This window comes from Bdellovibrio bacteriovorus (genome assembly GCF_001592755.1).
In the GTDB taxonomy this organism is placed as follows: domain Bacteria; phylum Bdellovibrionota; class Bdellovibrionia; order Bdellovibrionales; family Bdellovibrionaceae; genus Bdellovibrio; species Bdellovibrio bacteriovorus_E.
In genome coordinates this window covers 176,540-200,354 of the sequence record NZ_LUKF01000001.1, presented here as the reverse complement: position 1 = coordinate 200,354, position 23,815 = coordinate 176,540, and the positions used below count along the sequence as shown (strand labels likewise).

The following is a 23,815-nucleotide window of genomic DNA, read 5'->3' as shown; positions in this document are numbered from 1 at the left end:
ATTTTACTTACCCGGAAACTCGCGGTAATCGAAAAGGAAAGGGGATCTCTTATGAAAAAATTTGTTTTGCTCCTCGTAGCAACATTGGCTTTAACAGCCTGTAAGACAGTCAAAATTGAAAATGGCGAAGTGCCGGATGAATATCTGTCTCGCGCGAAGAAAGTAGAAGGCGTTTATCAAGGTTCTTTCGAAGGACGTCGTGGTGAATTGGCGATCACATTTCAAGGAAACAGACCCGTACTTACTTACAAAGATGCTCGCGGTGACAGTTTCGTGATGCCTCAATGTCAGTCTTCGGTAAACGATTTGAAATGGGCGTACGTGACTCGCAAGGGTGTTGTTGAATCCGTGGGATTCTACTTTGATCCAGGCGTGTGCTTTATGGATGGACGTGAGGTTGTCTTGAGTTTCAGTAACAACTACAACACCATTCACGTTAGAATCTTAGATCGTCGTTATTTTGACCGTCACTGTCGTTGGGAAGTCGTAGATCCACGCATGGGCCCTCGCGAAATCTGCGAGACTGTGCAACGTGAAGTGAACTTAAACGGTAAATTCTCTCGCTAAGCTATTGAAGGAACGATTGTGTCTGTGGCATGATCGTTCCATTCATGTCAAAAACTCCTGTCGACCTTTCTCCTGAACAATCTGGCGCCCTGGAACTTCTTCGTTCCGGCGAAAATGTTTTTCTGACAGGCGGAGCCGGCAGCGGCAAAAGTTTTCTTATTCGTCACTTCATGAAAGAGCTTGATCCCAAGTCCATGCCGATCTTGGCCAGCACGGGGGCGGCTGCGGTCCTTCTGGGCGGACGGACTTTTCATAGCTTCTTTGGACTAGGCATTATGGAAGGCGGACCTGACGCCACTTATGCTCGCGCCTCTAAAGATACAAAATTAATGGCTCGTCTTCGTAAAGTCGAAGGCGTGATCATCGATGAAATTTCCATGATCCCCGGTCAAGCTTTGATGATTGCCGAAGCGCTTTCGCAAAGAGCTCGTGAATCAAAACTTCCCTGGGGAGGAATGCGCATAATATCCGTCGGTGATTTTGCACAGCTGCCACCCGTCACGCAAACAGGGCAAAGAGACTGGTGTTTTATGAATGCCGTCTGGCACCAAAGCGGTTTTCAAAACGTCAAGCTGTCCCACAATCAACGTGTCAGCGATAACTTATTTTTGGATATTTTGAGTGATGTTCGACACGGATTGACCACGGAACGCGTGCGGGATTTTTTGAATGAACACTTGCAAGAACACGATGAAGATCATCCGGGCACGCGCCTTTTCCCTAGAAAAATAGCAGCGGATAATTTCAATCAAAAAAAATTGCGTGAACTCGACGAAGAAGAGATCACCATTGCATCCATTTACTTTGGAACTGAAAAACATATCGAGATTTTACAGAAATCAGCACCGGTTCCTTTGCAGCTTGTTCTTAAGCTGGGTTGTCGGGTGATGTTTTTACAGAATGATCCGCAAAAGCGTTGGGTGAATGGGACTCGCGGTGTTGTCACCGATATCACCGCCGACACCGTGATGGTGAAAAAAGATGGTGGTCGCGAAGTCCAAGTCGAAAAAACATCTTTTGCTATTCAGGACGCTGAAGGCAATATCATGGCTCAAGTGGTGCAGTTCCCACTGACTTTGGCTTATGCTACGACAATTCACAAAAGTCAGGGGGCCACCTTGGACGATTTGTGGTGTGACCTAAGCTCATTGTGGGAACCGGGTCATGCTTACGTGGCTTTAAGCCGATTGCGGGCTTCAGACGGACTTCATCTTATTGGTTGGAATCCTCGTTCTATCATCGTGGATCCGAAAGTCTTGGATTTCTATCAACGAATATTCGCTTCATCTTCTGACCTCAGGGCTTAATGCTAAAGGCCAGATGTTCCCTGCTTAAGTGATTGATATTCCTTAGCTTCTTCTTGCTTGAAATCAGTGTTAAATAGGGCTACTGTCGGTTTTTTAGGAGGAAGCAATGGCTCAAATTACAGAGCAAAATCCCATCGGCCTTAATGGCGTGGATTTTATTGAATATTCAGGTCCCGATGCTCACTATTTCGAAACTATCTTCAAACGTTATGCGTTTAAAGAAGTGGGACAAGTTCATGGCAAAAACATCCGCTTATTCCGCCAAGGCGACATCAATTATATTTTAAACTGTGAACCGCAAACTTTCGCGACGGACTTTGCAAAAATGCACGGCCCTTCGATCTGTGCGACGGGCTTCCGCGTTCAAGATGCAGAACACGCATTTAAGACCGCAGTGGCACGCGGTGGCCGTCCTTACGAAGGCAATGATCACCAAAAAGGAGCGACACCATTCCCAGCTATCTATGGCATTGGTGACTCTTTGATTTATTTCATCGACGAGAAAAACCAAAACAAACTTTATAACGAAATCTTCCAAGTAAAGCCGGAAGATAAGTTTCCTGAAGGCGTTGGTTTTACAGTGATTGATCATTTCACCAACAACGTTCCTAAAGGTGAAATGGATAAGTGGTGTGACTTCTACACGAAAGTTTTGGCTTTCCGTGAGGCTCGTTACTTCGACATTCGTGGTGCAAAGACCGGTTTACTTTCCAAAGTTATGCGTTCTCCTTGCGGAAAATTTTCGGTCCCAATTAACGAACCGACAGAATCGAAATCTCAAATTCAAGAGTACTTGGATGAATATAAAGGTTCTGGCATTCAGCACGTGGCTTTGTTGACGACTGACATTGTTCAAACTTTGGAAAACTTGAAGAACAGTGAAATTCAATTCTTAACTCCACCTCCGCACTCTTACTATGAGATGCTTCCTGAGCGCGTGCCAAACGTGACAGAAGATTTGAACCGCCTAGAAAAGAACGCAATTCTGGTAGATGGAGATGAAAAAGGTTACTTGCTACAAATCTTCACGAAAAATACGTTCGGTCCGATTTTCTATGAAGTGATTGAACGCAAAGGTCATGATGGTTTCGGTGACGGTAACTTCCAAGCGTTGTTTGATGCTATCGAACGCGATCAACGTGAACGTGGATATTTAACATAGTCAGGATCTATGGAACTAATTAAGCCCCTTTCAATTCCCGCAACGGGAACGAAGCTTTCACCCGAACAGGCAATGAAACTTGCTATCAGTGAGGCTTACAAAGGGGCGACGCGAGTCAGTCCCAATCCCTTAGTGGGCGCTGTCGTTTTAGATGCCAATGGAGGATTTATTTCCTGCGGGCATCATGAATTTTACGGCGGCCCTCACGCTGAGGTGAATGCTCTTAAAAATCTGTCTTCGGAAACTTTAAAAGGGGCTCATGTCTTTGTGACCTTAGAGCCTTGTGCCCATGAAGGTAAAACTCCTTCTTGTGCAAAGATGATGGCTAAACTTCCTTTGAAAAAGGTGACGTTTGGTCTTATCGATCCGAATCCTTTGGTTGCTGGTCAGGGTGCTGACATTTTGAAAAATGCCGGTATTGAAGCCGAAGTTTTTTCATCCCAGAATGCGGAAGAAGAAAAAGAAATCAAAACGCAGCTTGAAGAGGTGTGCGAAGCTTTTCTTTGGAATTTCCGAAAGAAAAAAGTTTTCGTCGCTTTGAAGATGGCTTCCAGTATTGACGGTCAAGTCGCTTTGAAGTCGGGTGAAAGTCAGTGGATCACGGGACCTCAATCGCGTGAATATGTTCACTATCTGCGGGCTTGTTACGACGCCGTTGTCGTGGGCAAGGGGACCATCGACTTTGACAATCCTTCTTTGAATATTCGTCACCCCGAGATCAAGAAAGACAATAAAGTCGTCGTGATCGACGGCGAAGGCGAATTGCTTTATCGCTTTGACGATCTCAAACTTTCCGAAGTCCATGCTTCAGAAAATATCTTTTGGTGTGTGGCTGAAGAAGCCAAAGAGCGAGTTGATAAAACTTTATCGAAACTTAAGAAAACTCCGCAGATCGTTTATGTGAAAACGAACGTCGGCGGGGATCTAGATCTTGAAGCTCTGTTAGCTCAGCTTTACGCAAAAGGCTTAAGATCGGTGATGGTCGAAGGCGGAGCCATGACGGCAAGTACATTTATCAGCTCCGGTCTGGCGAACCGTCTTTACATGTTCCAGGCTCCTATCATCATGGGATCTGGTGGCGCGCGCTCGTGGACCGAGACGGTGCGCATCTCTGAAATGAAGAATAAGATTCATATTAAAAACCCTCGTTACCTGACTTTTGGAAACGACTTTATGATCACGGGGACATTGTCATGACAGTAAATACGGCGACTCAAAACTACCGTTGGGTTCGGGCGAGTGATGGTGCTTTGGCAGGTGTCTGCAAAGGTTTAGGTACGGCCTTAGGTATTGAAACGTGGATCGTGCGCGTCATTTGGCTTGTTGCAATATTGTGGTTCGGTACGGGAATCCTGCTTTATTTGATTCTGGCAGTTTGTTTGCCCCGCGTCGACAAGCTAGACCATGCGCTGGATGGCAAGCTTCTAGGCGTCTGTGCTAGAATAGCCAAGAGATACCGCATCGAAGTCGGGTTGATCCGAACAGGTTTCGTGGTCATGGCTCTTGTGACTTTTGGTGTGGCGATCTTGGGTTACGGGCTTTGTTACTTTCTTATTCCGAAAGCCTGAACCTGGTAAGTCGCTTTCGAGCGCAGGAGTATTTAATTATATATGGGTGATGACAGTAGTAGGTCGATCGTAAAAGCCCTCAAAAACGAATGGTCTCTTTTCTGGGAAGCCTTCCAAGGTGAAGAGACCCCATCTGACGATTCCTTTAAAACTGGAAAACTGGAAGTTCTGACTTCAGAACAGATTCATGAAATGACGAAAGCTTTGGTCGAAGACCGCAAAAAGCTGAATCAAAAAATGGAAACCGTTTCCAAAGAAATTGATCTTAATTCAGCTAAACTTGAAAGCCTTCGCCTGGTGGGAGCCGAAGATTCTGACACCATTGCCAGAATCAATGAGCTGACGGACTTAGGCCAAAGTATGACAACGGCTTTAACGAAACTGGATCAGCAGCTTCGTGTTATTCGTGAACAGCAAGACCGTCTTCAAGACGACTTGATCACGTCTTAGGCTTTGCCGTCTCTTTTTTGATATTCTTTCCATTCACGAAGCTTGCGAATGCTTTGTTGAAGTACGGTTTCAAGAACAACCAGTTCTTTCTTCGTCGGTGTGTTTTGTAAAAGCATGCGGCGAAGAACCGTAAACACATTGATTTTGCGCTGACGAGTTAAATCAAAACCCATCTCTTGTAACCACGTGTGCAAAGTTTCTTCGGGATTGATGCCCTCAATTCCCTGAGGAGCGCGACGGCTTTTTCCGCCATCAAGCTTTGTGCGTTGTCCGCCCCACATTTTTCTTAAAGAGAACATACCCAATAAAGTCGCTTGAGCTAAGTTCAGGCTCCAGTTTTCACCGAATGTCGGTAAGCAGGCACAGAAGTTTGCATGTTCTAAGTCTTCAGCAGCCAGTCCCCAGTCTTCAGGGCCGAAGATCAAGTGGATGACATAAGGTTCTTCGCTTTGAACTTGAAATTGAGGCGCATGATCCGCGATATCTGTCAGTACCTCGTCGATGTCTCGGACTTGGCGTCCTTTTCCGTCGCGGGCCGTGAAGCAGATTTTAATGCTTTCAGGTTCTTTGGCAAAAAACTCGTCCCAAGAAGCGTAAGTCGTTCTGTTTTGCAGACCCGTTTGTCCAGTAGCTGCGGCCTGCTGAGCTTCATAAGTAATTTCACAAGCAGGCGCGACAAGTACGAGTTTATCAAAACCCATATTGCTCATCGCGCGCGAAGTGGAACCGATGTTTCTTTCATAGATAGTGCGCACCAGAACAATGCGCACCTCAAAGGGACGTTTCAAATTCATTAAAGAGCTCCTGCCAAAGTCAGACCGTCTTGGATCAAACCTTGGGTTTTTTCATCCTTTTTCGCAAGCCTTGCCAAATCTTCTTCGATTTGTTTTTTCAATGAAGATTGGGGATCGCGGGCTTGAAGAATTTCTAAAGCTTCTAATAACAAAAGCCAATCCTCCGCAAAAAGACTGCGGTGAGATTGTAAAATTTCCGATAATTCTTCTGTCAATTTCGAGCCTTGCACTTTTTCTTCACGCAGTTTTCTGACGGCGCCATAGTTGCGATGTCTTGAAAGCTCTTGTTCGGAATAGCTTGGAACGGGAACGCGCTTTGCGATGAAGTCGACGGTTTCGCCATAGGCCTCACGATCTGCAGGTCCTCCAAAGACCGATGTCACCGAAGAGCCGATAGCCATGTCGTAAGTGCCCCATTCCGGTGCAAACAAAACGCGGCCATTAAGTTCTGCTTTCGCGTTTTCCAAAGTCAAAGTGATGGTTTTACTGTTCTTGATAAGGCGATACTGAACCACGCCTGTTACAACCACACCCGAAGTAAATTCTAGGCGGGTGGTCTTTCCAGATTCCACTTGAAGTTCGGCCCACTCTGCATCCGTAAATGTTGACGGGCACTTCTTAGGATGAGCTTTCAAAAAGCCCACCGGAGTTCCAAAACCATGCGCGTGGTATTTCTTGTCATGACCAGACAGCTCTTGATCCATGTAACAAAGCTGTGTCGGTCCGCTGAGACGCAGATAAGCGACTTGCCCTTTGGCGTCTGTGATAGCCTCAACAATTTGACCCGATATTTGAATTCCTGAATTAAGTTCCGCGGTATTTACCGAGTGAGCTTCTATAGCTTTGTTTAAACCCGCAAGTCCCCCCAAGCGGAAGGCCATTTGCTGGGCCATATCTTCTAACACTTTGCTGAGTGTTTTAAAATCGGGAGTCACAAAAAGTTGAGGTTGTGGCTCCGTGATATCGTAAGTCTGTTTGATGCAGTCTACAGTCAGTGGAAGCTTTTTAACTTTCTGGCTTAGACACCACTTGGATTCACCCACGCTGGAAAGCAATCCCGCGCCGAAAATTTTTGGATTATCCAAAGTACCGATAAGCCCGTATTCCGCCGTCCACCAATTCATGCGTGATAATTCAGAAGCTTCTGAAACATGCGACATGTTTTTGCTGACGATTTCCAGATGTTCTTCTGCAGCTTTGATTTGTTCCGGAGTTGAAGCTGGATTTTCTTTAATGTCAGAAAGATCACGAATTGCTTCATACAGATCGAGATCTTCTTTGCTGATGATCGCCTTTTTTGCGACTTGAGCGTATTGACGAAGATATTCAGAAAATTCAGGGTGAATCAAAATCGGTGCATGTCCTGCCGCTTCGTGAACAATATCTGGAGCTGGCGTGTAAAGAAGATGCTCTAGGGTGCGCATATCTGAGGCGATAGGAAGCACACCCAAAGATTGAAGCTCCATAAATGCGGCTGGTGGAATAAATCCGCTAACAGGAAGAGCTCTCCAGCCGAATTCTTTCAATTTTGCGCTGACGTCTTCAATGCGCGGAATTTTTTCGATGTTGATGCCGGTTTTTTCTAAACCTTCGACATAACATTCATGAGCGTGCTTTGAAAGAAACGCCTTCAACTGACGAAGAATGTATCTCCAAACCGCTTGATCTACGGGGGTGTATTTTTCGTAGTGTTGTTCAACGACGTATTTTCTTAAATGTGGCGGTAAAAAGTCTGTCTCCATATTCAGTCCTTAAAGCGAAGGATCGTCTTTTGACAGGTAGTTTTGCACATAATCAGCAACAGCTTTTTCAAGCGGCCATTTTGCTGGGCTCATACCGGCAGCCAACCATTTATCTGTTTTTGCTTCAGTGAAATACTGATATTGCCCACGAATATTTTCTGGCATTTCCAGCCAGTTGATTTTCATTTCTTTTTTCATCGCTGTAAATACAGCGCCGGCTAAATCCAACCACGTACGAGGTTTACCAAAGCCCATGTTGTAAACACCGTTCTTCGGTTTTTTATCCATCAGCTCTGCCATCCAACCTGTGACATCTTTTACGTAAACGAAGTCGCGCATGAATTCGCCGTCCTTGTATTTTGGATCCGCGGATTTGAAAAGACCCAAGTTTCCATTGGCTTTGATCTGATTGTAAGCTTTGAAGGCCACACTCGACATCGCCTCTTTGTGGTACTCATTAGGTCCAAAGACGTTGAAAAATTTAAGTCCGTACCAGTGAGGAGGCGTTTTTGTCTGCTTCAATGCCCAACGATCGAAAAGAACTTTCGATTCGCCGTAAAGATTGAGTGGACGAAGTTTTTCAGGGTCCGTCGTATCGTCAAAGCCAAGCTCACCTGCACCGTAAGTTGCGGCGCTGGAAGCATAAATCATGGATTTTCCATGTTCTGCGCACCATTCAAAAATTCTTTGCGTGTAGTAAGTGTTGTTTTCCCAAAGAAACTCTTTGTTGGTTTCAGTAGTGGAAGAACACGCCCCCATGTGAATGATCCAAGTGACTTTTTTCTTGGCTTCGTCGGTTTCAAGGAAAGGCCAAAGCTCGTCTTTAAGAAGAAACTTCGTGATTTGACGTTTTTTAAGAAGATTGCGTTCGTTCAGCCCAACAGAGTCTACGGCGATGATGTCCGTAAAGCCTTTTTCGTTGAGTTCCCACACCATCACGCTGCCAATAAAGCCGTTTGCACCAGTTACAATAATCATAGTTTTTCCACCCTATTACAGAGCCGATTTTTTCTCAAGGACAGGGGCCAGTTTTGCGGCCTGTTAGAGGCCTGTTCAACCCAGCAAAAAATACCAAAAAAGCGCCTCAGAATGGAACTAATTCGATCTGAGGCGGCACAACCGTTGCTCAAGAGTGTCACTAATCGGGAGGCGATGAGTGCTTAGTTCACCACGTTTTTTCATAGCATCATTGTTAGTATTGGCCGTGGGGGTCAGTCTTTCCTTGTCGCGTACTTCTTACCGCGACACTTCCAAGGTGAAGTCTGTTGAAGACTACTGGGCTGAGACGGGGCTCGGCCCAGAAGCCTTGGAAGACCTTTTACAAGATCAAACCTGCAGCAGTTCAGAGCGCTACTATTTGGCTTGTGCCAACGCGGTCTTAACTATCGCGGGTCGCTTCAATCTATCCCTGACTCAAGACGGAAAACTGGTTTCTGCTGACGATGTGTCCACTGACATGAGTTCAGAGAAAAAACAGCTCGCTCCATGGAGAGAGTTTTTCTCGAAAGACACAGCAAAGGCAGTGAAAGTTTCATTCTTCAATGCTTGGAAAGAACTAGAGAAAAAGCACATTTCTGAAAATCAAAAATCTTGGATGGTGGGAATGGGCCTTAATGGTTTCATTTCTGTCTTTCGTGATCCGCACACTTACTTGATGCCTGTTTCTCAATTTAAAGAAGTTGTTTCGAAAGCGGACAATCGTTCGACTTCTTTGGGAATCACTTTGGGGCAATCGGCTTTAGGTTATGTGGTTCGTAAAGTGACCGAGGGCAGCCCGGCAAAGTTGGCCGGAGTTGAAAAAGGGGACTTGTTAGTTTCCGTGAACGGTAAAAAAGTCCGCGGTTTGATGCAAGTGCGTGTCTCTGAACTTTTAAAAGGCGAAGTCGGTGACGTGACTTCTGTTGTTGTTGAACGTGATGGAGAAAAGAAAAAGTTCCGTCTTCGTCGTACTGAGATCACCGTGGCCACAGTTTCTACTCGTGTGATTGATGGTATCAAGCCCATCGCTGTTGTAGGCATCAACAAGTTTGCAAAAGGTGCTTGTGACAAAGTGAAAGAGTCTTTAGAGATCGTTAGAAAATCCCACGTCCGTGGAATGCTTTTGGATCTTCGTGATAATCCAGGTGGTCAAATGGAAGAAGCCGCTTGTATTGCGAGCCTTTTTGTTGGCGGCGATAAAAAGATCTTTGAAGTTCGTTATCTAGATCCAACAAAAAAGCCTGAAGAGTACTATGGTGGTGAAGAGAAAATGTTCTCGTTGCCGATGGCGATTCTTATCAATGGTTCTTCTGCCAGTGCGGCTGAAATCGTTGCGGGTGCATTACGTGACTTGAACCGTGCTGTTCTTGTGGGCGAGAAAACTTTCGGTAAAGGTTCATTCCAAGAGGGTGAATACTGGTCGCAAAACAAGAAGATCGCTCTTTTTGAAACCAAAGGTTTTTACTATCTTCCATCGGGACGTTCTCCGCAGATGAAGGGCTTAGAGCCGGACGTGGCAGTGAACTTTGAAAAGATCTCTGTTTCAAGAGAGTCTGATCAGTTCATGAATCCATTGTTAGCTCCTGAAAAGCAAGTGCGCTCGTCCATGGCGTATTCTTCGGGAGATTGCCTTGAGATGGAAGAGCTGGGTTCTGGTGATGACGTTCAATTGACGAAGGCGCGCCAAGTTTTGTTTTGTTCTCGTTCTGTGGCTAGAGCAGGTTTATGATTTCGACGAATTTATTTAAGCATAAGTTTATCCCCGCAAAAAAGAAGTCCGAATTTTTGATGATTGTTTTGCACGGTCGCGGTGACAGCATTCGTCCGTTTTATTCCTTTAATGATGAGCTGAATATTCCAGAAATGAATTATCTTCTGTTGAATGCGCCTCGCCGTTTTATGGATGGTTACACTTGGTATGGAGAGCCTCCGTTTCAAAGTAACGGTGTACTTAAAATTCGGGAAAAGCTTTTTGATCTGTTAAATGATTTAGAAAATCAGGGCTGGGATCCGAAAAAGATCTTTCTATTTGGTTTTTCTCAAGGCTGTCTGATCAGTGCTGACGTGGGTTTGAATTATCCTAAGAAGCTGGCCGGCGTTGTAGGCATCAGTGGGTATTTTAATTTCTATCCTCGCTGGCGTTCGAATTTATCTATGGAAGCCCGCCACACACCATGGCTATTCACCCACGGTCATCAAGACGATATTCTTCCTCTAGAGGAAACTAAGTACGGCGTTGAGAAATTGAAAGATGCCGGGCTGAAAGTCGACTGGGTAGAGATGGATAAAGACCATTCTCTTCAGGATGAAGAGTATCCGATCATCCGTAAATGGGTGCGCGATCAGCTTTCCGAACTTAAAAAATAAATCATAACGGCGAGGGTCCTCGCCGTTTTCTTTCTTTAAATCTGAATATCCTTTAAATGTAAAAACTGAACCTGAGTTTGTTCACGAACCTTGGACTTGCGATATCAAAAGCATTCTCAATTTTTTTGGGGATGAACGTCTTAAATTTCTTTTTTCCGTAACGAAAATTGCCGCTTTGTAAGGTCGTTTATGTAGGATCTCACAAAACACACAACGCCAATTTTTCACGGAGGAAGAATGACGAAAAAAACATTACTAAGCTCACTTGTGTTGACTGCTTACCTAGGACTAGCTGCATGCGCAGGAAACAGTGAAGACTTAAGTTCCACGGAGACGTTGCAAGACGATGCCACTCAAGAGCAAGTATTTGACTCTACGGCTCAGACAGAAAACCCAGAAGCAGCCAATATGGTTGAAGAGAATGCGGTTGCAACAAGTACTAAATCTGCGATCTTAAAAGAGTACGATTACGTGGATCCAAACAGAGCTATTAATACCGATGCTCTGGCAAAAGCTTTGATTTATTTCGATTCAAATAAATCAAAAATCAAAAATAAGAACTATGTTTCTGTGATCGACTTCGGATCGAAATCCACAAAAGCTCGCTTCCATATTATTGATATGAAAACGGGTAAAGTATGGAGCATCCACGTAGCTCACGGTAAAGGTTCTGACTCGAACCACGACGGTTACGCAGAGAAGTTCAGCAACAAGTCGGGTTCTAAAGCGAGCTCTTTGGGTTATTACCTGACGGGCAGCACTTACAACGGAAGCAATGGTTTGTCTTTAAGACTTGATGGTCTTTCTTCCACAAACTCAAATGCGCGCGGTCGTGCGGTTGTTATCCACGGTGCTAGCTATGTAAAAGAAAAGTCAGTGATCCAAGGTCGTAGCTGGGGTTGCCCTGCAGTGGCGAGCTCACTAAAAACTAAAGTTATTAACATGTTGAAAAATGGTACTTTGATCTACGCTTACGCGAACTAATTGTTTCGGTATCAAAGCCCCTCAAAGCCCACACGTGTCCTTCTGGAAATCCCCGCGTGTGGGTTTCCTTTTTTCTTCCCTTGTCGTTTCAGACGGGGGATTTGCTTTTCGAAGAAGTCTTAGAGTGTTTACCGCTTCGGCGGGCACGCCTTCCAGGCTCGGTCGCCGCCGAGGCTTTGCCTCGGTTCGCGCCATCGTGGCGCCGGCTAAGGCCCTTCTTCGGGTAAGCACTCTAAGACTTCTTCGAAAAGCAAATCTTCGTTAACTCCTAGGGGAAGAACTGCGGAAGTTTTGTTTTTGTTGCCGTGGGCGCTTTTGGGGAGGGGATTTTTTTGGAGTTAGAAATGCAAAAGCGAATCTTGCTTTCGCCAGATTCGCTTTTGGTGGATCTCCTGTCCGTTTAACAACAGGAGGTGTCCGATGCGTAAACACAACTATTTACGTGTTCGGCGTATTCTTGAGATTGCTAAAGTGGTCTTGGTGATAATTTTATTGCTGATCACTATTCTTAGTAAGATTTAGGGTTCGTTAGATGCCTTCACCGCGTGTACAACAGTCCAAGGACCAGTGACTGGGGCTCGGACTGTCTCGAATTGGATATGAGGTCTCTCATGGATAGTGAGTTTGGCGAAAGCGCTTTTAAGCTTGGAGGCCTCTTTCGAAGTGGGTTTCTAGGACTACTACTGTGACTGTTCGGTCTACGCCTTCTATGCTTCTGATTTCGTCTATTAATTTTGAGAGTTCGTTGGTGGATTGGGTTCTTAGTTTTATGTAGATGCAGTCTTCGCCGGCGACGCCGTGGCATTCTTCGATTTGTTTTATTTTTTTGAAGTGGTGGGCGATGGAGGCGGAGGTGCCTTTGCTTTTTGCGATTCTTACGAAGGCGCAGAGGCTGGCTCCTAGGGGTTCTGGTTCCATGTCGATGGTGTATCTTTTAATGATGCCGTTGGTTTCCATCTTTTTGACTCGGGCGTGGACGGCGGGGGCGGAGAGGTTTACTTTTTTGCCTATTTCGGCGTACTGAAGTCGGGCGTCTTCTTTCAATAAACTTAATATTTTTCTGTCGACATCATCAAGAGTCATGGGTCCCCCTGGGGTCTGGCTGAATGCCATTCGTTTGTTTAAGGATAGCACCTATTTGCGATATTTATCTAATGATATTCGGTATAATGGCTTATATGGTTTATCAGATTAAGATTCATAAAGGCGAGCTATGGAATCCTGCGAGAGTCCTTGTACCGGATGCGTATAAGGTTTTAGTGGGGAAGGCTTGGGTGACTATGGAAGGATCTCTTGAGGACTATATCATTGGCGAAGGGGAGTTATTGCCCTTGCCTCGGGCGGGGACATTGATTGAAGCCCTCACCGATGAACTTATCGTTGAGGGCGTGTCTTTAAATAAGAATTCTAAATAGACTCGGCGTTTTCTTCGACGAGGCTTAAGAGTTTTGCGTAAAGATCCATTTTCACGGCCGGCGTGCTTTGCAGATCTTTATAGAAACGACTGGTATTCACTTCAGGCAGGCCGTTGTTTTCAAAAACCAAACGATCGACGATCTTTTGGATTTGGTCCATCGGCAGACCTTTTTTCTTTTCGGTGATGATCTCTTCGACCATTTCAATCAAGGCGTTTCCAGTGATGCGTTTGTCAGAGTTTAATTTCTCTGCGCGTTCACTGATGCCTTTGATAATTGTCTCGGGCTTTTGTTTTCCAGCGGCCGCGACAACTAAAGCGCGGTAAGCCATCTGGAATTTTTCAATGTGGCGCTGTTGTTTTTCACCCATGCGCGCATCGCGAGCTTTAGCAAAACTAGAAAGAATGATCTTAAAGAAGTTCCCGTCCGTCATCCAACGCTTTTCAAAAGGCACAGGACTTTCTTGAAGGAACTTTGGATATTCTTTTAAAATCGCACGCATATTGAAAAGAGCCGGATGATTGACTCCGTCAGCTACTTTTTCTGTGGAACCGCTGATTTTAGCGCGCTCAAAGAAAGTGAATTCTTTATCGAACTTTTCGAAAAGATTCTTCTGCGCAAAAATATTGTTTCTTTGCGTTTCGTTAAAGCCCATGCGGTACAAAATACGCTCGGCCCGCTTTTGATCGAAAGTTTTATTAAATTTTAAAACTTCGGGGTGACGAGCGAAGTCACGCAAAGGTCTTTTCTTTTTTGTCTTCAAATAGTCCACCATCTGGGCAAACACTTGCACAATCAGGCGGGCTTTTTGTTTTTGCTCGTTGAGATTCGTCGAGAATCTTTCAACGTCGTCATAGCGGTATTTATCGTGACGAATACCAAACTGACGAACACTGCCGTAATCGATGATTCCCGCGTCGGCTAGAACGTTGTCCCCATCCCAGTCCAACCAGGCAAAGACATAGTCGATATCCATTTGTGCGGTGAATTCGCCGAAGGCTTTTGAAATACAGCTTAAAAGAGCATCGTATTTGTTCGGGCCTTTTGTAGGAATATTCCAGGCTTTGTTCGAAACCTGACGTTCAATCAAATAGTCGGTTGCTGATTTCAGTGTTTCGTATTTTTCTTGTTTCAGATAAAGGAAAAGATGTGCAGGGCGAATCAAGTTCTGTGCGGCTCTGACGCCGATGCCATAACCTTTGCCAAGATCAATCACGCAGAGCACGCGTTCCGTGCGCAGTCCTTGAAGATGCATGACTTCTGCTAAGATAGAGGCGCCAAGAAGCTCGTCAATTTCGGCTAAGCCGCAACCGTACCCGAATTGAGTGCCGCCTGTTTTCAAAGGCTTTGCCGCTTCGACAGCTCCCGGAGCTAAACACGTGACTCCCGTGCCACGACTGGAAACGTCCCACGTCGTACCACGGTGATAAACCGTACCATTCCAGATACCACGGCCATCGCCGGAAGTTTTACCTTGTTTGTTAGCGTGTTGAAGTTGAAGGTAGCGAGTGGCCATGTGGCGATGAGGGCGGACAGTCTCAGGATCAATGCGGCGTTGGGTGAGTTCGTCGTATTCGTTGATGATTTGAATCGAAAAAGTTTCGATCAGCTTATTTTCCAAATCTTCCGTCATCTGCAAAGGATGATCAGGAGAAATAAGGCCCATTTCTTTTGCTAATATAAAGTTGAAGTAAGCCACTTTGCCGGTGCGAAGTTCGCGAACGCGGTAAGAAACGTAACCCTCTTCAACGGACTCCATCCAAGGATGCACGCCATTGAGTTGGTCGAAAGATGAATAAAAGTTTGTCGATTCCTTCTGTTTTCGAGCGCCGCTTAATTTCATCGTCATGTTACTTCCACACTCCTTGTAGAAAAATGAGACACTCTTTATATCGGCAGAACACGACTGCACTTTAATATTAAGCCTTAAAAACTTTCTGCCGAATACTGGACTAGACATAAAAAGGGGACCTCTTGAAACATCTGGCTTTCTGCTACTAGTGCTTCTTTCGACAAGTTCCTTCGCGGTGAAGAACGCGGATGCGGGTCGCTTGTTGCAACCGCAATTCTCAACAGCTCCGGCGTGTGACGAGCGTCCCGAGTTCTTAAATGAAATGCGCGCTGACTTTGTGGGAACTCTTTCGCGTCTTCCGGAAACCTTGCTGGTCGCGCGAGATGCTGAATTTTATGTAGAAGGCCAAGGGCAAGAAACGAAGCTTTATGGCTATCAGTCTTTCTTAAAAGGCCAATCGTCAGAGCCTTCTGTTCTTTGCGGGAATTCAAAAGAAGAGGGACGACGTCGTTTTGCTTTATTTGCCCCAACACTTATTGATACTTACAAGAAACCAAAAGTAGGCCAAAGTCTGTGGCAGTTTCAAATGATGACGGATGGGTCCAAGTTTTCTTTTTGGAACTTAAAAAGTCCATCGTTTCCACAGAAAGAACAGCTTGAGGCTTGGATTCAAAGTGCAGGTGCGCAATACAAAATTTATCAGCGCTCTCATAACGAGTACGAATTATTGTTAGTAAAAAAAGATGGTGAGACGACTCAGTATCTTTCGATCCGCTATGATGCGGTGAAATCACTTAAATAAAACCGTCGCAAAGCCACCGTACGGAGTGCGTAAGTTCGTCACTTGCCCTTGATAGATGCGGGCAAGTACAAGCTGTAAGCGGCCTTGATAAGCATAACAGCGTAAATCAAATTTAAACTTTTGAGGACCCTCTGGAGTTTCAAAAGTCATTTCCGGAGCTGGCACAAACTCTTGCGCAATCATGTCTTGGCCAAGAATATCTTGAAAGGCCTTATTGCTGATCGACGAGCCCTTGTAAGAAAGCTTAGATCCAAATGCATTCTTCGGCTTGAAGAATAACTTCTTTCTTTCCGCCCAAATCTGCTCAGACAATTCTGATTTTAAATCGTAAGAAAAGGGCACGGTTTGACGGATCAAGGCCGCTTGTTCGGGTTCTACGCCCACGTTTTCAAGAAAGTTCGGCTGCATCCAATCGATCATGCGCTGTTTATCCGCTAAAAGCAGATATTCAAACGGATTTGGGGAAAGACAGACTTCTCGATGCAGAAATTTTTCGCGCAAAGTCTGACTGGTAGGTGCCGTTAAAAAGAAGTCCGTGTAGCGGTTGTAAATAAACTCCGGATGAAAGTCTTGGAAAAGTTCGCGGTAATCCATGATGCGCGAATCCCATCCGAAAGATTTATAAAGTTCATTGTAAACCAAGAACTCCACGTACAAACGCTGTTCTGAAGGGGCTTCATCGATGATCGCGATCTTGAGGTTTTGCGAAGGTGACTTTCCTTGTAAGGAAAGTTCTTCGCGAATGTTAGCACCCATTTCCAGCGGAGAAAAATCAGCGACGGGAAGTGGATGGCCTTTCATTCGATACATCTCGTATCCCAAAACCTGAAAGGCGGCGTTCGTATTCACTTCAATCAGTTTTAAGTTCTGATTTTCATCTAAGTGAAAATCATAGCTCATCATGATGGATTTATTTCCGGGGTCTTTCAGACCTTTTTCTTCGATCAGATTTTTATAGTGATCAAGATAAGACTGGTTCTGGCGCAAAGAGAAAAGAGCTGCGACCACATCTTGAGCTTGCTTAAGTACAGAAGAAGGAAGCTCAACGGCGAAAAGAGAAATCAGATTCTCAGAGACAATATCTTCCAACTGCTTCTGTTGAAGCGCCGGATAAGAAGTCTTTAACTGCTGAATAAAATCTGATTTCAAGTTCATATTACTTCAATGGAGAAATGTGCATGTCACCTTTTTTCCAACCGGCTTGGCAAAGCTCACCAGATTGGCAACCTTGAAGGACGCGCAAGATTTCTTTGGCGTCGCGGCCGACAGAAGTATTGTGAATGCTCATGTATTGAATCTTTTGGTCTGGGTCGATGATGAAAGTTCCGCGTGTCGCAATACCGCGGTCCTCAAAGAGCACGCCGTAGTCACGTGCGATGCGTTTTGTTAAATCCGCAAGAAGAGGATAGCCCAAATTTCCTAGATCATCACGCAACCAACGTTTGTGAGAATGAACAGAATCTACGCTGCAACCCATAACAACGGCGCCAGCGGCGTCAAATTCGCGAAGATGCTCGCGGAACTGAGTTAACTCTGTGGGACAAACAAATGTGAAGTCCAAAGGATAGAAGAAAAGAATGACCCATTTTCCTTTGTAATCGTTCAAAGAAATGTCTTTCACTTCGCCTGAATCAAATACGGCTTGCGCAGTGAAATGGGGTGCGGGTTGGTTAATCATTGGCATAGACACTGTCTCCTTGCATCTGCTATTTATAGTTGCTCCCTCTAGGGCGGAAACTCAAGGAGAAACTGTGAAAATCGTCTCTTGGAATGTGAATGGAATTAGAGCCTGCTATAAGAAAGGCCTGATGGATTTTGTGAATGCGGAAAAGCCCGATATTTTTTGCGTGCAAGAAACGAAAGCTCACATTGATCAGGTGGAAATTGAAACAAGAAAGTTAGGATGGGAATATTCTTTTTGGTCTTCGGCGACGAAAAAAGGTTATTCCGGCGTTGCCACATTTGTGCATCAAGATCCGCAAGCGGTGCAGTTTCATTTCGACAGCATTCCCGAGTACGAAGCGGAAGGTCGCATCGTGATGTCGGATCATGGTGCGTTTGATCTTTACAATATTTATTTTCCAAATGGCGGTTCCGGGGAAGAACGCCACGGTTTTAAACAAAAATTTTTGAAGGATCTCAATATCCATCTGAAAGAGAAAATGAAAACGGGAAGACAAGTTGTTGTCGTTGGTGATTACAACGTCGCCCATGACAATATCGACGTGCATGATCCTGTTCGTCTTTCTAAAGTCAGCGGATTTTTACCTGAAGAAAGAGCGTGGTTCGATTCCTTTTTAGAACTCGGCTTCATCGACACCTTCCGTTATTTTAAACCAAGCGAAGCAAAGCGTTACTCGTGGTGGGATATGCGCACATTTGGCCGCGTTTCTAACAAGGGCTGGCGGATTGACTACATTTGCATCTCAAAAGGCCTTGAGAAATATCTTTCTTCAGCAGATATTCTCGACCAAGTTCAAGGCTCTGACCATTGCCCCGTCGTAGCCACTTTGGATCTTTAGGTACCTGCTTCCCTTTGTGTGGAAAAGGTACCAGGTATCTTTTCCCAAGGAGTCATGATGTTCTTTATTCCTTTTCCCTTAGTGATCGCAGAAATCGTGATCTTCTTTGTTGGAGTTCGTCACTGGGGCTTCTTAAATACTTTGGGGCTTTATCTTCTGCCATGCTTGTTGGGACTTTTTATCGTTTCAACAGTGGGACGCATAGCTTTGATGACTCTGCAGACAACGGTGATGCGCGGGCAGCTTCCGGCTTCTAAGATTCTTCACTCGGGCGCGATCTTTCTTTCCGGATTGTTATTCCTAGTGCCATCTTTCTTCACCCGCGTGTTGGGACTAATTTTATTCTTACCAGGCTTGCGTCACTTGGCAGTGTGGAGATTTAAACTCTACATGGCAAAACAAGTCGCTAAAGGGATGAGCGGTTTCGCTGGCGGATTTTCGAAAGGACCTTTTGGCTTCGGAAATGCGGGGATGGATTTCCGTTATTATGAGTTCCGCAATGATGGTCAGGGCTTTCGTAGAACCGATGGGTCTTCTCCTCAGAATGAGCGCGAGGTGAATGAAGCAAATGTGCTTGATGTCACACCGATAAAAATCACTCACGAGGAAAAGAAGAAAGAAGAAGAATAAAAAAAGGCACCTCGATGGTGCCTTTTTTTATTTTTTTAAAAAGAACCTGGTACCTTATTTTGCCGAAGAGATCACGCGGCCTTTTTGGTTAGAGACGATAGGGCCAAAGTATTTGCGGAACATGCTTTGTCCCAAGTGCGCAGATTTTACTGTCCAAAACTTCTTGTTCACAGTGATCGCGGCGACGGCGATTTTTCTTTCGTCGTCTAAAGCGTAACCCACGAACCAGTCCACGCGCCCACGAGGGTTGTCGCCGGTAAGGTGACCCGTTTTACCGCCCATTTCAATTTCGCGGAATTTGCGATCTCTAACAATCGGGCGGAACGAACGGCGAGAAGTTCCCGCAACAACGGTTTGCTCCATCAACTGGCGCACTTTAGCCGCAGATTCTTTGCTCATGATAGTTCCGTTAGTCAAAGTCGAACCTTGGTAAAGAGCACTGCCTTTTTCGTCTTCAATAGAATTGAAAAGATAAGGAACAACGACCTGCCCGCCGTTAGCGACCGCAGCTGCGATCATCGCACCTTGAACAGGGCTCATGCGATTTGTTTTGTTGTATCCCGATGCCACTTCCGCAAGCTCAAAGCCTTTTCCTGGAGGAACATAGGCCACACCCATATCGACGGGGAAGTCGGCAGGGATTTCTTGGTTGAACATAAAGCGGTTGGCGTATTCATTGAGATCTTCAGGATGAAGATTTTCAATGCTTAAACGGCCGAAGGCAGTGTTAATAGAGCGCGCAAAAGCATCTTTCAACGAAATCACATTCGTCCAGCGAGTCACTTTGTCAGAAAGAACATTCTTTTTATAAAGAGTGTAAGCGCCGCCATTATAACGGATTTTGTGCTCAGGATTTACGCCGGCTTTGTCGACCGCTGCCGTCGCAGTCACGACTTTAAATACAGAGGCCGCAGGAAAGGTCGCTTGAAGATTAAGGTTGGGAGCCGAAGGGTTGTCGCGCTGAAAGCTCGACATCGCTAAAACTTCGCCAGTCATCGCATCAATCATGAAGATCGCGCCGTAATCGGGCTTGTAAGACTTCAAAAGGCGATCCGCCTCTTTTTGCAAACCCTCATCAATCGTGTAAGCCAATTTTACGGATTGGCCTTCACCATCCCAGTTGATATCCATCTTTTCTGGGAATTGATTGGAGCGAATTTTTTCTCCCACCACTTTGGCGATGTGAGTTCTTTGTTCCAGTTGAGTTTGAATTTTTTTAAGAGCGGGTGCTTCTTGGCTTTCTGAAGAGGTGAAGCCCATAAGAGAATACAAAGCGAAGAGGCTTGCTCCAGAAAAGGCGAATAGTTTTAACAACTTATATTTGTTTTTTGCGCGCATTATTTAATCGTAGCATCAACTTTTAATTGGTTACAAGGCCAATCTCAGAAGAAGACACCCGAAAGCCTCATCTGCTGCTGATTTCAAGGCTGTTCTCGCGTGACTCTCTAGCGGACTTGGACTAAAGACTTAGAGACATGAAGACCAAAGAACGCATCCTCCTTACTTCCATCGAACTCTTCAACCGCAGCGGCGTCGTGGCGATCACGACAAATCACATCGCAAAAGCGATGGAAATCAGTCCTGGAAATTTGTATTTCCACTATGACAATAAAGAGGAAATTCTAGTCGAACTTTTTAAGCGCATGGCGAAGGAAACCTATGATGTTTGGCGTCCTCGTCGCACGAAAAAAGTCAGCCCCTTGGAATTCATCAACGAAAATTTTGAGCTGTACTGGCGCTATCGTTTCTTTCATCGCGAGATGTATGCCCTTCGTCGCAAAGACCAACAGTTGGCAAAAATGTGGAGAAACCACATTCAAAAAATGATGAAGTTGATGGTCATCCTTTACCGCCAGTGGGTGAAGGACGGCAAAATGGCGAAGATCGAGCAGCTGTCTGAAATGCAGTATATTGCGGAATCCTTACTAGCCATGGCGACGACGTTCTTGCAGTTCTTTGAATCGGCAGAAAAGCAGCCGGGAAAGCGCAGTATCGATCGCGGCCGCCGTCACGTCGCTCGTCTTCTTTTGCCTTATACTTCTGGCGAAACAAAGGACGAGTTTGAAAAATTTCTCAAGTCCTAGCCAAAAATGTCACCTGAGAGCGAATTAAACGGCTTTTCAGGTGGCAGACTCGTTGCTTTAGTTGCAGATCACAACTGACTGAAAGGCAACGACAATGAAAACCATCGCTACATTCTTCACTGTGATTCTTTTCACTTCTGGTTCATTCGCCGCTTCGAACTGTGCGCAGCTTAAGGAAGAACTTAAAGCCCTTCAAACGGCGCAACAGCAAATCATGCTCAGTCTGGTTAATAATCACGAAACATTCGCATCATCTATGGAAGAGTATTCTTCTGTTGTTGCATCGGCAAAGGGGTCCTCAGTGAATGCCGTTACTGCACAAATGGATGAGTCCGCTCAAGCCTTCCGCACCCGCGGAGTACAGGGTAAAAAAATGGCTGTTAAGTTGAACGCCGCGACCGGAGATCTTCTGGCGCGCGTGGCTTCTTGTTTGAAATAACAGCTTAAAGACATTCTCTCGGGGGAGAGAGTCTTCATTTTGAAAGGCGATCTGAGGAAGATCGCCTTTCTTTTTTTATTTATCTATTAGCCTAAATCACTTTTCCCTGTGTCCTAACATGAGACTTTAGAGCCTGTTTGCGGGCTGTGAGTTTTCTTTTTAGGAGGTTTGCACTAAACTATAACGCGCTGCGAATGCTGATGGCTCTAATCAAAAACAGGATTGAAATTGTAAGATCCTGACGTGAGAACGCGATTTTTGAGGACTTCGGATCGGCGCATCCATGGCTACATTTAAATATTCATTAAGATTTTCATGGATTTGTTTAATTTTAAGTTAATGTAAGATTTTTTAGTTGCAAAATTTACAAGGGTAGAACTTAATAGGTCAGTTCCAAATTGGCACTTAAGCTGGAGGAACAGGGGGGCAATATGGCTATCTCTGAAAAGCTGGTCGCTGAATGCAGATCGAAGCTTTTGCAAACGAAGCAAGACATCCTGAACAGGGTTAAAGAAGCTCGTTTGAACTTGGACCAGAACGAAGAAAAAGGCGGCGATGAGGGTGACCAAACTGTCCGCGTACTTGCTGAACAAGAATTCTTGAGCATGCACGAAAGACTTCGTTCCCAATTGATGGAAATCGAAAGTGCACTTGCACGTATCGAGGGCGGTTCATTCGGTTACTGTGAAGAAACCGAAGAAGAAATCGAACCAGAACGTCTGCGCGCGATTCCTTGGACTCGCTTGAGCATCGAAGGTGCTGAAATTCGCGAATCCATGAACAAACGCTACGCTCGCGGATAGTTTTCGCACGTACTTAAAATAGAAATTTATCTCGAGGGGATATGAGGGGGAGTGCTATGCGCTTCCCCTTTGTTTTTTTCGGCATGCTTTTCTACACATGTCATTTGCGTCCTTTCTTTTGCTTCTCGTGATTTGAAGCAGTTTAAATGAAAATGAATTGAAAGCCTGGTGGAGGAAGTTCACCGTGCCCTAACTAATATATTTTTGGAAAGGGCAGATCATGAGCTTGGACCTACTAAAGACAAAAGGCAGACCTTTGGCAAAACAGGGGTTTACCTGGAAGGATCTTGTACGTAAACCCATCAGCAAATTAGATTGTGATGCGTTCTCACGCGTCCGCGTGATTTTGATGAATGGAATCGAAGAAGAGGCGATGCGCTTTTCTCATTCATGCGCGCGTATGAATAAAGAATGGCAAAAAGATTTAGCAATGCTTCGTCGTGTAGAGCAGCATCAGCACACAATGATTAACTGGCTGATCCCCGCTGATCATTCGCCTCTGGAAACAACAATCGCTTACGAACAAGTGGCTATTGAAGTCACAGCGGCCTTAGCACAAGTGGAACCTGATCCCTATATAGCTCAAAGTTTTCGCTTCGGTCTTTTAGAAGATTTCGATCATATGTATCGTTACTCGGCTCTTTTAGATCGCTTAGAGGGAAAAGACGCGAATAATATTTTGCAAAGTTATACGGATGTCCATCCGGGGCGTCCTACGATCATCCAGCACCGTCATCCGCACGATGATTTGCGCACACCTTATGATAAAAATAATACGTCTCCGATCACAAAGCTCAACGCGCTCACCTTGGTGTCGGGTGAACAGCAAACACATAACTACTATATGAATATCGGGCCTCTTTTTACAGATCCTATGGCAAGGCTTCTTTATGCGGAGATTGCTTCCATTGAAGAACAGCATGTGACTCACTATGAATCCCTGATAGATCCCGAAGAAACCTGGATGGAAAAGTGGCTTATGCACGAAGCGAACGAAGTTTATAACTACTATAGCTGCGTGCAAACAGAGGATGATCCTCGATTAAAGGAAATCTGGGAGCGCTTTCTGGATTACGAGCTAGGACATTTGAATCACGTGATGGAGCTCTTTAAAAAATTTGAAAGAAGGGACCCGGCTGAGATTCTACCTGAAACTTTACCCACACCGATATCTTATAAAAGTCAGCGCCAGTTTGTGATGGACACCTTGCGTGCGGAAGTAGATCTACGCACAGACGGCCCGAATTATGTCGATAAATCTCAAGAATCAGAAAAGTCCAAGCGCTATCGTGACACCTTAAATTCGGAAGGCTCACCGACAGAGATCATCACCCAAGGTTATATCTGGCAACCCGGTGGCGAGTTAAACAGTCCGCAAATTCGCAACTCTATTTATCCTCAGTAGGAGT

25 protein-coding genes are annotated in these 23,815 nt (G+C 45.2%); 17 read left to right on the top strand and 8 right to left on the bottom strand.

Annotated elements, in window-relative coordinates:
- Positions 1-51 precede the first annotated feature (51 nt).
- The 6 genes from AZI85_RS00950 (at position 52) to AZI85_RS00925 (ending at position 5,054) form a co-directional block, all read left to right on the top strand.
- Positions 52-567, top strand: coding sequence for a hypothetical protein (locus tag AZI85_RS00950; protein ID WP_063242317.1), 516 nt, complete (start codon positions 52-54; stop codon positions 565-567).
- Between the two features lie 44 nt (positions 568-611).
- Entirely contained in the window at positions 612-1,874 is a 1,263-nt protein-coding gene (locus tag AZI85_RS00945) for a DEAD/DEAH box helicase (RefSeq protein ID WP_301335682.1), read from the top strand.
- Positions 1,875-1,980: 106 nt separating this feature from the next.
- Entirely contained in the window at positions 1,981-3,036 is a 1,056-nt protein-coding gene (gene hppD, locus AZI85_RS00940) for a 4-hydroxyphenylpyruvate dioxygenase (RefSeq protein ID WP_063242315.1), read from the top strand.
- A 9-nt stretch (positions 3,037-3,045) separates the two neighbouring features.
- Entirely contained in the window at positions 3,046-4,233 is a 1,188-nt protein-coding gene (gene ribD / locus AZI85_RS00935) for a bifunctional diaminohydroxyphosphoribosylaminopyrimidine deaminase/5-amino-6-(5-phosphoribosylamino)uracil reductase RibD (RefSeq protein ID WP_063242314.1), read from the top strand.
- Positions 4,230-4,604 (top strand): PspC domain-containing protein, encoded by a 375-nt coding sequence (locus AZI85_RS17775; RefSeq protein WP_081110865.1) that lies wholly within the window; start codon positions 4,230-4,232, stop codon positions 4,602-4,604. The genes ribD and AZI85_RS17775 overlap by 4 nt, the downstream gene beginning before the upstream one ends.
- Before the next feature lie 42 nt (positions 4,605-4,646).
- Positions 4,647-5,054 (top strand): hypothetical protein, encoded by a 408-nt coding sequence (locus AZI85_RS00925; RefSeq protein ID WP_063205307.1) that lies wholly within the window; start codon positions 4,647-4,649, stop codon positions 5,052-5,054.
- Here the strand turns inward: AZI85_RS00925 and AZI85_RS00920 are convergent.
- The 3 genes from AZI85_RS00920 to rfaD are packed head-to-tail and all read right to left on the bottom strand — an operon-like array spanning position 5,051 to position 8,568.
- Positions 5,051-5,848, bottom strand: a complete 798-nt coding sequence (locus AZI85_RS00920) for an RNA methyltransferase (protein WP_253720763.1) — start codon at positions 5,846-5,848, stop codon at positions 5,051-5,053. The two genes, AZI85_RS00925 and AZI85_RS00920, sit on opposite strands and share 4 nt — an antisense overlap.
- On the bottom strand, positions 5,848-7,590 hold the full coding sequence (locus tag AZI85_RS00915) for an aromatic amino acid hydroxylase (RefSeq protein ID WP_063242313.1): 1,743 nt from the start codon (positions 7,588-7,590) through the stop codon (positions 5,848-5,850). Before AZI85_RS00915 ends, AZI85_RS00920 begins: the two co-directional genes overlap by 1 nt.
- 9 nt (positions 7,591-7,599) lie before the next feature.
- Positions 7,600-8,568, bottom strand: coding sequence for an ADP-glyceromanno-heptose 6-epimerase (gene rfaD, locus AZI85_RS00910; protein ID WP_063205305.1), 969 nt, complete (start codon positions 8,566-8,568; stop codon positions 7,600-7,602).
- A 244-nt stretch (positions 8,569-8,812) separates the two neighbouring features.
- Between rfaD and AZI85_RS00905 the strand changes: the two genes are divergently transcribed.
- The 3 genes from AZI85_RS00905 (at position 8,813) to AZI85_RS00895 (ending at position 11,919) form a co-directional block, all read left to right on the top strand.
- Positions 8,813-10,297, top strand: a complete 1,485-nt coding sequence (locus AZI85_RS00905; RefSeq protein ID WP_253720761.1) for a S41 family peptidase — start codon at positions 8,813-8,815, stop codon at positions 10,295-10,297.
- Positions 10,294-10,935 (top strand): alpha/beta hydrolase, encoded by a 642-nt coding sequence (locus AZI85_RS00900; protein ID WP_063242312.1) that lies wholly within the window; start codon positions 10,294-10,296, stop codon positions 10,933-10,935. The genes AZI85_RS00905 and AZI85_RS00900 overlap by 4 nt, the downstream gene beginning before the upstream one ends.
- 237 nt (positions 10,936-11,172) lie before the next feature.
- Positions 11,173-11,919 (top strand): murein L,D-transpeptidase catalytic domain family protein, encoded by a 747-nt coding sequence (locus AZI85_RS00895; RefSeq protein WP_063242311.1) that lies wholly within the window; start codon positions 11,173-11,175, stop codon positions 11,917-11,919.
- 639 nt (positions 11,920-12,558) lie between these two features.
- Here the strand turns inward: AZI85_RS00895 and AZI85_RS00885 are convergent.
- Positions 12,559-13,002: an Lrp/AsnC family transcriptional regulator gene (locus AZI85_RS00885; protein WP_063242309.1), complete on the bottom strand. Its 444-nt coding sequence runs from the start codon at positions 13,000-13,002 to the stop codon at positions 12,559-12,561.
- 86 nt (positions 13,003-13,088) lie between these two features.
- On the opposite strand from AZI85_RS00885, the gene AZI85_RS00880 reads away from it, so the two are divergent.
- Positions 13,089-13,334, top strand: a complete 246-nt coding sequence (locus AZI85_RS00880) for a DUF2917 domain-containing protein (RefSeq protein WP_155723877.1) — start codon at positions 13,089-13,091, stop codon at positions 13,332-13,334.
- Here the strand turns inward: AZI85_RS00880 and AZI85_RS00875 are convergent.
- A complete protein-coding gene (locus AZI85_RS00875) occupies positions 13,327-15,183 on the bottom strand; it encodes a hypothetical protein (protein ID WP_063242307.1) in 1,857 nt (618 codons plus the stop codon). The genes AZI85_RS00880 and AZI85_RS00875 overlap by 8 nt on opposite strands.
- A gap of 178 nt (positions 15,184-15,361) precedes the next feature.
- On the opposite strand from AZI85_RS00875, the gene AZI85_RS00870 reads away from it, so the two are divergent.
- Positions 15,362-15,928 carry a hypothetical protein gene (locus AZI85_RS00870; RefSeq protein WP_253720759.1) on the top strand — a complete coding sequence of 189 codons (567 nt, stop codon included), beginning with the start codon at positions 15,362-15,364 and terminating at the stop codon, positions 15,926-15,928.
- Here the strand turns inward: AZI85_RS00870 and AZI85_RS00865 are convergent.
- Both AZI85_RS00865 and AZI85_RS00860 read right to left on the bottom strand, forming a co-directional pair.
- Positions 15,917-17,083, bottom strand: coding sequence for a hypothetical protein (locus tag AZI85_RS00865; protein ID WP_063242305.1), 1,167 nt, complete (start codon positions 17,081-17,083; stop codon positions 15,917-15,919). The genes AZI85_RS00870 and AZI85_RS00865 overlap by 12 nt on opposite strands.
- 1 nt (position 17,084) lies before the next feature.
- Complete coding sequence (locus AZI85_RS00860; RefSeq protein ID WP_081110862.1) at positions 17,085-17,612, bottom strand: peroxiredoxin; 528 nt, start codon at positions 17,610-17,612, stop codon at positions 17,085-17,087.
- Between the two features lie 67 nt (positions 17,613-17,679).
- Between AZI85_RS00860 and AZI85_RS00855 the strand changes: the two genes are divergently transcribed.
- Together AZI85_RS00855 and AZI85_RS00850 are read left to right on the top strand one after the other, a co-directional pair.
- On the top strand, positions 17,680-18,450 hold the full coding sequence (locus AZI85_RS00855) for an exodeoxyribonuclease III (protein ID WP_253720757.1): 771 nt from the start codon (positions 17,680-17,682) through the stop codon (positions 18,448-18,450).
- A 54-nt stretch (positions 18,451-18,504) separates the two neighbouring features.
- Positions 18,505-19,080, top strand: a complete 576-nt coding sequence (locus AZI85_RS00850) for an FxsA family protein (RefSeq protein ID WP_253720755.1) — start codon at positions 18,505-18,507, stop codon at positions 19,078-19,080.
- Between the two features lie 54 nt (positions 19,081-19,134).
- Here the strand turns inward: AZI85_RS00850 and AZI85_RS00845 are convergent, their stop codons facing one another.
- A complete protein-coding gene (locus tag AZI85_RS00845; RefSeq protein ID WP_063242303.1) occupies positions 19,135-20,418 on the bottom strand; it encodes a penicillin-binding transpeptidase domain-containing protein in 1,284 nt (427 codons plus the stop codon).
- A 137-nt stretch (positions 20,419-20,555) separates the two neighbouring features.
- Here AZI85_RS00845 and AZI85_RS00840 point away from each other — a divergent pair, with 137 nt between their 5' ends.
- The 4 genes from AZI85_RS00840 to AZI85_RS00825 all read left to right on the top strand — a co-directional run bounded on the left by AZI85_RS00840 (position 20,556) and on the right by AZI85_RS00825 (position 23,811).
- The gene (locus AZI85_RS00840) at positions 20,556-21,164 is read left to right on the top strand and encodes a TetR/AcrR family transcriptional regulator (protein ID WP_063205294.1); all 609 of its coding nucleotides are present in this window, start codon (positions 20,556-20,558) and stop codon (positions 21,162-21,164) included.
- 94 nt (positions 21,165-21,258) lie between these two features.
- Positions 21,259-21,603: a hypothetical protein gene (locus AZI85_RS00835; RefSeq protein WP_063205293.1), complete on the top strand. Its 345-nt coding sequence runs from the start codon at positions 21,259-21,261 to the stop codon at positions 21,601-21,603.
- Between the two features lie 431 nt (positions 21,604-22,034).
- Entirely contained in the window at positions 22,035-22,406 is a 372-nt protein-coding gene (locus AZI85_RS00830) for a TraR/DksA family transcriptional regulator (RefSeq protein ID WP_063242302.1), read from the top strand.
- Positions 22,407-22,626: 220 nt separating this feature from the next.
- Entirely contained in the window at positions 22,627-23,811 is a 1,185-nt protein-coding gene (locus AZI85_RS00825) for a hypothetical protein (protein WP_063242301.1), read from the top strand.
- Positions 23,812-23,815: the final 4 nt, after the last annotated feature.

Coding starts and splice junctions, on each gene's coding strand:
- AZI85_RS00950 (WP_063242317.1), top strand. CDS start 52: ATGAAAAAATTTGTTTTGCTCCTCGTAGCAACATTGGCTTTAACAGCC.
- AZI85_RS00945 (WP_301335682.1), top strand. CDS start 612: ATGTCAAAAACTCCTGTCGACCTTTCTCCTGAACAATCTGGCGCCCTG.
- hppD (WP_063242315.1), top strand. CDS start 1,981: ATGGCTCAAATTACAGAGCAAAATCCCATCGGCCTTAATGGCGTGGAT.
- ribD (WP_063242314.1), top strand. CDS start 3,046: ATGGAACTAATTAAGCCCCTTTCAATTCCCGCAACGGGAACGAAGCTT.
- AZI85_RS17775 (WP_081110865.1), top strand. CDS start 4,230: ATGACAGTAAATACGGCGACTCAAAACTACCGTTGGGTTCGGGCGAGT.
- AZI85_RS00925 (WP_063205307.1), top strand. CDS start 4,647: ATGGGTGATGACAGTAGTAGGTCGATCGTAAAAGCCCTCAAAAACGAA.
- AZI85_RS00920 (WP_253720763.1), bottom strand. CDS start 5,848: ATGAATTTGAAACGTCCCTTTGAGGTGCGCATTGTTCTGGTGCGCACT.
- AZI85_RS00915 (WP_063242313.1), bottom strand. CDS start 7,590: ATGGAGACAGACTTTTTACCGCCACATTTAAGAAAATACGTCGTTGAA.
- rfaD (WP_063205305.1), bottom strand. CDS start 8,568: ATGATTATTGTAACTGGTGCAAACGGCTTTATTGGCAGCGTGATGGTG.
- AZI85_RS00900 (WP_063242312.1), top strand. CDS start 10,294: ATGATTTCGACGAATTTATTTAAGCATAAGTTTATCCCCGCAAAAAAG.
- AZI85_RS00895 (WP_063242311.1), top strand. CDS start 11,173: ATGACGAAAAAAACATTACTAAGCTCACTTGTGTTGACTGCTTACCTA.
- AZI85_RS00885 (WP_063242309.1), bottom strand. CDS start 13,002: ATGACTCTTGATGATGTCGACAGAAAAATATTAAGTTTATTGAAAGAA.
- AZI85_RS00880 (WP_155723877.1), top strand. CDS start 13,089: ATGGCTTATATGGTTTATCAGATTAAGATTCATAAAGGCGAGCTATGG.
- AZI85_RS00875 (WP_063242307.1), bottom strand. CDS start 15,183: ATGACGATGAAATTAAGCGGCGCTCGAAAACAGAAGGAATCGACAAAC.
- AZI85_RS00865 (WP_063242305.1), bottom strand. CDS start 17,083: ATGAACTTGAAATCAGATTTTATTCAGCAGTTAAAGACTTCTTATCCG.
- AZI85_RS00860 (WP_081110862.1), bottom strand. CDS start 17,612: ATGCCAATGATTAACCAACCCGCACCCCATTTCACTGCGCAAGCCGTA.
- AZI85_RS00850 (WP_253720755.1), top strand. CDS start 18,505: ATGATGTTCTTTATTCCTTTTCCCTTAGTGATCGCAGAAATCGTGATC.
- AZI85_RS00845 (WP_063242303.1), bottom strand. CDS start 20,418: ATGCGCGCAAAAAACAAATATAAGTTGTTAAAACTATTCGCCTTTTCT.
- AZI85_RS00840 (WP_063205294.1), top strand. CDS start 20,556: ATGAAGACCAAAGAACGCATCCTCCTTACTTCCATCGAACTCTTCAAC.
- AZI85_RS00835 (WP_063205293.1), top strand. CDS start 21,259: ATGAAAACCATCGCTACATTCTTCACTGTGATTCTTTTCACTTCTGGT.
- AZI85_RS00830 (WP_063242302.1), top strand. CDS start 22,035: ATGGCTATCTCTGAAAAGCTGGTCGCTGAATGCAGATCGAAGCTTTTG.
- AZI85_RS00825 (WP_063242301.1), top strand. CDS start 22,627: ATGAGCTTGGACCTACTAAAGACAAAAGGCAGACCTTTGGCAAAACAG.